Origin of the sequence: Paraburkholderia madseniana, from assembly GCF_009690905.1 — a bacterium.
Lineage (GTDB): Bacteria > Pseudomonadota > Gammaproteobacteria > Burkholderiales > Burkholderiaceae > Paraburkholderia > Paraburkholderia madseniana.
On sequence record NZ_VOSW01000191.1, the window covers coordinates 1 to 7,705 of the forward strand.

Below are 7,705 nucleotides of genomic sequence, written 5' to 3' on the forward strand. Positions count from 1 at the left end.
AGATGTGTATAAGAGACAGGAGGGGCCCGAAGTGGCGGCTGGGGCGGCGGGGACGGAGGCGGGCAGGATCGGCGGCGTGGACATGGAGGGCGGCTAGGCGCGCAGGGACGGGCTGGGACTCGCTATTCTAGGGAAAAGCGTGGCCCGGCGCAGCGGCTATGCGTTCAGTGCGAAGGCAAGATGACGAGGTCAGTCCGAGGGAGGCAACGCCACAGCAGCACGGAAAAATGCCTGCGCACGCGGGTCATTGCCGAACGCGGCGTGAATCCTGGTCCACGGGCTCACTTCCATGTTCGGCCGGAAATAGCTGCCGGGCGCCACTGTCACGCCGAGCGGTGCGCCGCATGCCACCAGCCGTTCGGCGTTGTCGACGTGCGGCACACGCGCCCACACGAACTTGCCGCCGACAGGCTTTTCGAACAGATCCCAGCCGGCGTCTTCGAGTGTCTGAATGGTCGAGCCGAGCGCGTCGCGCATGCGGCGGCGCAGCCGCTCCAGATATTTGCGGTACGCGCCGCGTTCCAGCAACGACACGGCGACAGCCTCGGCAAAGCGCGAACCGCCGATGCTCGTCAGCATCTTGATGTCGACCAGATCCTTGATGATCGCGTGGCTCGCCACCACGCAGCCGATCCGCAACGACGACGACAGCGTCTTCGACAAGCCGCCCACGTAGATCACGTGTTCGAGCTGGTCGAGGGTCGCGAGACGGTCAGTGACGTCGGCCTGGAAGTCGGCGTAGATGTCGTCTTCGATGATCGTGAAACCGTGTTCGCGCGCCAGTTGCAGCAGCCGGAACGCCACCGGCGGCGCGACCGTGGTGCCGGTCGGGTTGTGGAACACCGTGTTGATGAACATCAGCTTCGGCCGATGCACTTGCAACTGCGCCTGCAGCACGTCGAGATCGGGGCCGCTGCGGGTGCGCGGAATGCCGATCAGCTTCACGCCGTGCAGTTTCAGCAGACCGTACAGGTTGTAGTAGCCGGGGTCCTCGACGAACATCGTGTCGCCGGCTTTGAGCATGTAACGCATCAGCAGATCGAGCGCCTGGCTCGCGCCGTTGGTGATCAGAATCTGCGAGGCGTCCGCCTGAATCCCCAGTTGACCAATCCGGCCTTGCAGATGTTCACGCAAGGTCAGATTGCCGAGCGGGGTCGCGTAATCGACCATGCTCGCGATGTCAGTGCGCGACACGTGGCGGATCGCCTGCGCGAGGCTCTCCGTGTCGCGCCACGCATCGGGAATGAAGCCGCTGCCGAGCTTGAGCGTCTCAGTTTGGTAGTTGAACTGCTGGAGGATGTGCCCCGATTCGTCCTCGGCGCGGCGCGGGTCCGAGGTGCCCTGGCAATGTGTGCTTGGCGGCTGGCGGTCGGCGACATAGAAGCCCGAGCCGTGACGCGAGTCGACATAGCCGAGCGACACCAGCCGGTCGTAAGCCTCGATCACGGGAAATCGGCTCACGCCGTAGTCGGCTGCGAACTGGCGGATCGACGGCAGCTTGGAGCCGGGGTGAGCGGTGCGCGAGCGAATCCAGGCGGTAACGCCCGTGACGATCTGCTCGGTGAGCGGTACGCCGCTCTCCCGATCGAGTTGGATTTCGAGTTTCATGCGGTGCTTTTCCTTCGCCGGGCAGCAGGGGTTCCAGAGCGCCCTAACCGTCGGTGCGGCGCGCGCTGCACGCGCTGATGAAGCGCGGTTGCCGCCAACTGTCCGTTTTTTCGACTGAACAGTTCCGATGAAAGTGTTCGGAACTGTGCATGGGTATTCGATGATCGCACGTCAATAATCAGTACAACAGGAAGTTTCTTTGAAGGAGAAAAGCGATGCGTGAAGTCCGGATTTTCGAAATGGAACATGACGAGCCCGCGGCGGCCTGGCGTGTCGCGCGTCCGTCGGTCTTCAAGGTGATCTCGGGTGAGATCTGGTTGACTGTCGAAGGCGAAAACGGCGATCACTGGCTGGCAACGGGGCAATCGATCGAGTTGCCGCGCGGTGCGCTGGCGTGGGTCAGCGCGGGGCGGGCCGGTGCGCGTTTCGCGCTGGCTAGCGGGTCGGAACGCGCTGCAACGCGGCCGCTGAGCGGTTCGCCGATGTTGAACTGGCTGCCGCGCTGGTTGGGTGTGGCGTGACGGGCAACTGTGGTGGCCATGGCCGCTAAGATGGCAGCGGCTCGTGTCGCTGGCGTGCCTGGTGCCGGATGCATTTGCTTGTGCCCGGCGCAGGCGGTACGTGCCGCATTTGCTTTGCTGCCGGCGTGCGCTGCGCCTCATCCGGCCACCTCAACCTCCCCGATATAGCGCGCGCGTGGCCGGATCAACCGGCCGTCGCGCGTCTGTTCCATTGCGTGAGCGATCCAGCCGACTACCCGGCCGACCGCGAACAGCGTGAACGCGGCCCCGGCCGGCAGGCCGAGTACCCGTTCGATGCTCACGAGCGCAAAGTCGACGGTCGGCTCCGCGCCGGTCGTGTCGCGCACCGTGCGCGCGATCGCCTGCACTTCGCCTAACGGCGAACGGGCCGGCGCACAGTCGGCGAGCATCCCGAGCAGCAGACGCGCGCGCGGATCGCCGTCCGGATAAAGCGGATGACCGAAGCCCGACAGCACCGGCCCATGCGCGCCGTGCTCGTGGCGGGCGAGCCGGTTCGCCAGATAGCGGTCGAGATCGGGTGCGCGTGACGCTTCATCGAGCAGCGCGGCAATCCGTACCGTTTCGCCACCATGTCGCGGGCCGGCCAATGCGGCCAGACCGCCGGCCACGGCGCCGAACAGATGCGTCCCGGTCGACGTGATGCAGCGAACCGTGAAGGTCGATGCATTCAGTTCATGATCCGCGCAGGCCACCAACGCCGCGCGCAACAGCCCCGCTTGCTGACGGTTGCGTATGTTCCACGCCGAAGCCAACTGCTTGTGCAGCGGTTCGTTCGACGGCGCCGCCGAGACCATCGCGGCGGCCAGCAAACGCATGACCGCGCAGGCGGTATCGAGTTGCGCGTCGCGGCCGAGCGCCCATACCCGCGGCATTTGCGCGGCGGCGGCCGGCAGCAGCACGAGCGCGCGGTCGAGCGGCGTGCTGTCGCTCCAGAGCTTGAGCCACGCGGCCCACTGCGCGGCGGCGAACGGGACGGCCGGTGCATCGGCGATACGCCTCGCACTGCATTCCCACAACAACGCCGCGACATCCTCCAGAGATGCCGTGCGCGCCAGTTCCATGGCGTCGTGCCCGCGATACAGCAGGCGGCCGTCGGCCACCAGCGTGATCGACGATTCGAGCACCGGCACGCCCCAGTCCAACACCTTTTGCGCGACCTTGCCGGCGCGCTTGCCGTCTTCCTTGCGCCGGGCGAGCCGCCGCACTTCGCCGGCATCGTAGAGCCGGTGCTTGCCATGCGCATCCGGCGATGAGCTCAGCATGCCGCGGCTGACATACGCATACAGCGTAGGCAGGCTGATACCGAGCGTGGCGGCGGCCTCGGCCGCGGTCAGGGAATGGGAGGGCGGCATGGAAACGCGTAGAAACCGAAGAAATCAATATATATTGATTATCATAATCAAGATTGATTGCGGCAAGGCGAAATTCTAGACTCGGTTCACTTTCCTCCTGTTCCAACTCGAACGAGATGAACGACATGAGCACCATGACGCCTGAACTCGCACTCAAACATATCTGGACGACCGCGCAATGCGACCCGACTGCGCTGCGGTCCGTTTCGCTTCCCGGCACCGATCCGGGTTTGCCATCGGTCTATCGGGTCGGCGCGTTGGCCTCGGCGACCATCGCCGCGAGCGGCCTTGCGACTGCCGAATACCATCGCTTGCGCACGGGGCGCCGGCAACACGTCACCGTGGAGATGCGGCGCGCGCTGGCTTCGTTTCGCAGCGAGCGCTATCTGCGCATCGACGAGGGTCCGCCTCCCGCTTTGCGCGATCCGGTGATGGGTTTCTACGCGACGCGTGACGGCCGCTGGATTCAACTGCACACCAACTTTCCGCATCATCTTGAGGGCGTGCTGAAGGTGCTCGGCTGCGCGAACGATCGCGCGGCGGTGGCCGAGGCGATTCGCGGCTGGGATGGCGCGACGCTTGACCAGACGCTGGCCGACGCCGGTTTGTGCGCGGCATTGATTCGCACGCCCGACGAGTGGGCCGCGCTCGATCAGTCGAAAGCGATTGCGGGGCTGCCGTTGTTCGAGATCGAGCGCATCGGCGACGCGCCGGTCGAGCCGCCGCGCGGGGCCGGCGCGGAGCGGCCGCTGGCGGGCGTGCGGGTGCTGGATGTGTCGCGCATCATTGCCGGGCCGGTGGCGGGGCGCGCGCTCGCGCAGCATGGCGCCGAGGTGTTGATGGTCAACGGTCCGCACTTGCCGAACATTGCGCCGCTGGTGATCGACAACGGGCGCGGCAAGCGCTCGGCTGTGATCGATTTACGCGATGCAACTGGCCGGGAAACGTTAAATGGCCTCGTTAGCGACGCCGATGTGTTTTTGCAGGCGTATCGACCGGGGGCGCTCACGGCACGCGGGTTCGGTCCCGAGGAGCTGGCGCGAGTGCGGCCGGGGATCGTCTATGTCTCGGTTTGCGCTTATGGGCACAAGGGCCCTTGGGCCGGGCGGCGCGGCTTCGATAGTCTGGTGCAGTCCGCGAGCGGGATTGCTTTTACCGAGCGCGAGGCGGCGGGATGGGATGAGCCGAAGCATCTGCCTTGTCAGGCGTTGGATCACGCGACGGGATATCTGGCTGCTTTCGGCGCGATGGCCGCATTGACGCGGCGAGCCACCGAAGGCGGGAGCTGGCACGTGAGGGTGTCGCTCGCGCAGACCGGACGGTGGTTGCAATCCTTCGGATTGCTTCCCGACGGCTGGAAGGCGCCCGACGTTTCAATCGACGATGTGCGGGATTGTCTGGGAACCGTGCAGTCGGAGTTCGGGCGGGTCCTGGGCGTTCTGCCGGCTGAGCGTCTGGAGGAGACGCCCGCGTATTTTGCGCTGCCACCGGCTCGGATAGGCGCGCACGAGGCGAAATGGGAGTGAAGGTACTGTGGGCCGCGACGAGCAAAGACCGTGCTTACTTCCTCAGCTCCGCCACGAAATCATAGTAATCGTTGCGGCAGTAGGTATCGGTCAGCTCGATCGCCCGTTGATCCGCCGTGTACCCGACGCGCGTGATCAGCAACAGCGCCTCGTTAGGCGCAATGCTCATCTGCTGCGCGATCTCTTCATTCGCGTTCACCGCGCGAAAATGCTGCAGCGCGCGGACAATCGTCAGTCCGCGATTTTCCAGGTATGTGTACAACGAATCGCCAATCGCCTGGGGATCGGGAATCACCGCGGCAGGGAAGGTGGAATTCTCCACCGCCATCACGATGCCGTCGGCGAGCCGCAAGCGGCGCAACCGGGTCACAGCCGCCGCCGGCGACAAGCCCAGTTGAATCACCTCATCGCGGTTAGCCGGCGAAATTTCTCGCGACAACCACTTCGAACTCGGCGTAAAGCCGCGTCGGCGCAGCATTTCGCTGAAACTCGACAGACGCGAAAGCGGATCTTCATAGCGCGGCGTGATGAAGCTGCCCGCGCCTTGAGTGCGGCGGATCAATCCCTGTTCGACCAGTAAGGCAATGGCTTTGCGCGAGGTGATCCGCGATACGCCGAGCGCTTCGGACAGCACGCGCTCGGAGGGCAGCGCCTCGCCCGCGTTCCAACGGTTTTCGTGAATCGCACTGCCGAGCTTGCGAGCGAGTTGCAGGTACAGCGGCGTGTCGTTTTCCGGGTCCGGGCGCAGATCGCGCCAGCGGTCTTCCGAGGCAGAGGTCATGGGGCTCACGCAAGAAGGGCAAGCGGCAATTCTAAGACATCGGCGCGCTCCGTTATAGCGGGCTTTTGCCTGGTGCTCGATCCGATGCTCGTGCAACCGCTAAACTCGTCCCTACGATTTCCGTATCAGGCGCCGCGGATTCGCCTGCGCCACCGCATCGACATGGACGCGTTGCCCTATGTTTAGTCATTTCGAGGAGAAAGCATGACGACCGATATCGCAAGCGTGAGCCTGCCCGACGGCGAGCGTATTCCGAAACTGGGGCAGGGCACCTGGGAGATGGGTGAACAGCCGGCGCGCCGCACCTCGGAGCTCGCCGCGCTGCGCTGTGGCATCGAACTGGGCATGACGCTGATCGACACGGCGGAAATGTACGGCGACGGCGCCACCGAATCGCTTCTCGGAGAAGCGCTCGCGGGGCTGCGCGATCAGGTCTTTCTCGTCAGCAAGGTGTATCCGCATAACGCCAGCCGGCGCGGCGTGATCGCGGCCTGCGAGCAGAGCCTCAAGCGCCTGAAAACCGATCGGCTCGATCTGTATCTGCTGCACTGGCGCGGTCCGGTGCCGCTCGCGGAAACCGTCCAGGCATTCGAGGCATTACGCAGCGCGGGCAAGATTCGCCACTGGGGCGTCAGCAACTTCGATACCGACGATATGGAAGAACTCGTCGCCACGCCGGGCGGCGAGGTGTGCGCGACCAATCAGATTCTCTACAACGTCGCGCGCCGTGGGCCGGAATTCGACCTGTTGCCGTGGCTCGCCGCGCGCAACATGCCGGCGATGGCATACAGTCCGGTCGATCACGCGCGCCTGCCGAAACGCTCACCGCTCGACGATATCGTCGACGCACGAGGCGTCTCGGTGTTTCAGGTGGCGCTAGCGTGGGTCTTGCAAAAACCCGGCGTGTTTGCAATTCCGAAAGCGGGCCGCGTCGAGCATGTGCGCGACAACCATCGGGCGTCGCAACTGCAACTCGACACGCATGAACTCGCTGCTATCGACACTTATTTCAAACCGCCACGCAGCAAGCGGCCACTCGAAATGCTGTGAGCGCATTAGCTGCCGCTAGCGAATTGCGGCGGGCCGTGGAGCCGGCGCTTATGGCGCTGCGGCTCGCTGCGCCGGCGTCATTAATTGCAACCGTGGTGCATGTGCACGGAACCTAGAACGGCGACTTCAGCGGGCGTGTGCTTGAGCGAATCTTCGTTGACCTGGGCGGCGTCGGCAACGAATTCGTCGACGATCGACGACACCTGCGTATTGCGCAAACACAGCGACACCCGCTGCGTTTCGTTGGGCGGCAGTGACGCGCGCTGACCGAGGAACAGCACGCCGTACTGATAGCCGTGGATGATGCCGCGGATCGCGCCGACGCATTGACCTTGTGCGACGTTATCGTTTTTCTGCTTGCAGGTTTGCGCGAGCGAATAGGCGGAGAAGGTGGGATCGACCGGCGGGGCGGCTTGCGACAAGGTTTGCGGCTGCGGCTGGGCAGGCGTAGCCGGTGTTTGCGCCGCAGTTTGCGCATGAGCGAGCGATGCGAGGCCCAGAGCGGCGACCATCAGCAGTCCGGTGGCCGTGCGCGCCATGGAGTGGGGGACGTTTCGTTGCATGTTGTGATGCCCTCATATCGAACGTTGAATCTGATATGAGGCAATCGTTTCGGTTTGGTTCCGGTCACGCACGACGCGATCGATTGTTTTGGTTTTAAACGTGTGCAAGAGCAGGAACTGTCTGTCAGCGCTTTGCGGCGGTGCGTGCTGTTTTGCCGAGCCGCCTGCGGGTGCTGCCGATACCGACCGGCCTCGGGCGGTGACGCTCGACCGGGGGAGCGAGACATCACCGCCGCTGCCGGGGGACTGCGAACGGCATACGCACTGTCTCTTATACACATCT

Annotated in this window: 7 protein-coding genes; 3 read left to right on the forward strand and 4 right to left on the reverse strand. The window is 64.5% G+C overall.

The annotated features are described in order from the left end of the window. Positions 1-189 precede the first annotated feature (189 nt). Positions 190-1,608 carry an aminotransferase-like domain-containing protein gene (locus tag FSO04_RS44295; RefSeq protein WP_154567646.1) on the reverse strand — a complete coding sequence of 473 codons (1,419 nt, stop codon included), beginning with the start codon at positions 1,606-1,608 and terminating at the stop codon, positions 190-192. A gap of 215 nt (positions 1,609-1,823) precedes the next feature. Here FSO04_RS44295 and FSO04_RS44300 point away from each other — a divergent pair, with 215 nt between their 5' ends. Then, on the forward strand, positions 1,824-2,129 hold the full coding sequence (locus tag FSO04_RS44300; protein WP_154567647.1) for a DUF2917 domain-containing protein: 306 nt from the start codon (positions 1,824-1,826) through the stop codon (positions 2,127-2,129). 137 nt (positions 2,130-2,266) lie between these two features. On the opposite strand, the gene FSO04_RS44305 is transcribed toward FSO04_RS44300, so the two are convergent. Next, the gene (locus FSO04_RS44305) at positions 2,267-3,502 is read right to left on the reverse strand and encodes a citrate/2-methylcitrate synthase (protein WP_154567648.1); all 1,236 of its coding nucleotides are present in this window, start codon (positions 3,500-3,502) and stop codon (positions 2,267-2,269) included. Between the two features lie 134 nt (positions 3,503-3,636). Here FSO04_RS44305 and FSO04_RS44310 point away from each other — a divergent pair, with 134 nt between their 5' ends. Further along, positions 3,637-5,028, forward strand: coding sequence for a CoA transferase (locus FSO04_RS44310; RefSeq protein WP_154567651.1), 1,392 nt, complete (start codon positions 3,637-3,639; stop codon positions 5,026-5,028). Between the two features lie 34 nt (positions 5,029-5,062). On the opposite strand, the gene FSO04_RS44315 is transcribed toward FSO04_RS44310, so the two are convergent. Next, on the reverse strand, positions 5,063-5,809 hold the full coding sequence (locus FSO04_RS44315; RefSeq protein WP_115780853.1) for a GntR family transcriptional regulator: 747 nt from the start codon (positions 5,807-5,809) through the stop codon (positions 5,063-5,065). Positions 5,810-6,013: 204 nt separating this feature from the next. Here FSO04_RS44315 and FSO04_RS44320 point away from each other — a divergent pair, with 204 nt between their 5' ends. Beyond that, positions 6,014-6,859 carry an aldo/keto reductase gene (locus FSO04_RS44320; RefSeq protein ID WP_154567649.1) on the forward strand — a complete coding sequence of 282 codons (846 nt, stop codon included), beginning with the start codon at positions 6,014-6,016 and terminating at the stop codon, positions 6,857-6,859. An 80-nt stretch (positions 6,860-6,939) separates the two neighbouring features. Here FSO04_RS44320 and FSO04_RS44325 read toward each other — a convergent pair whose 3' ends face one another. Then, a complete protein-coding gene (locus tag FSO04_RS44325) occupies positions 6,940-7,422 on the reverse strand; it encodes a hypothetical protein (RefSeq protein ID WP_154567650.1) in 483 nt (160 codons plus the stop codon). Positions 7,423-7,705: the final 283 nt, after the last annotated feature.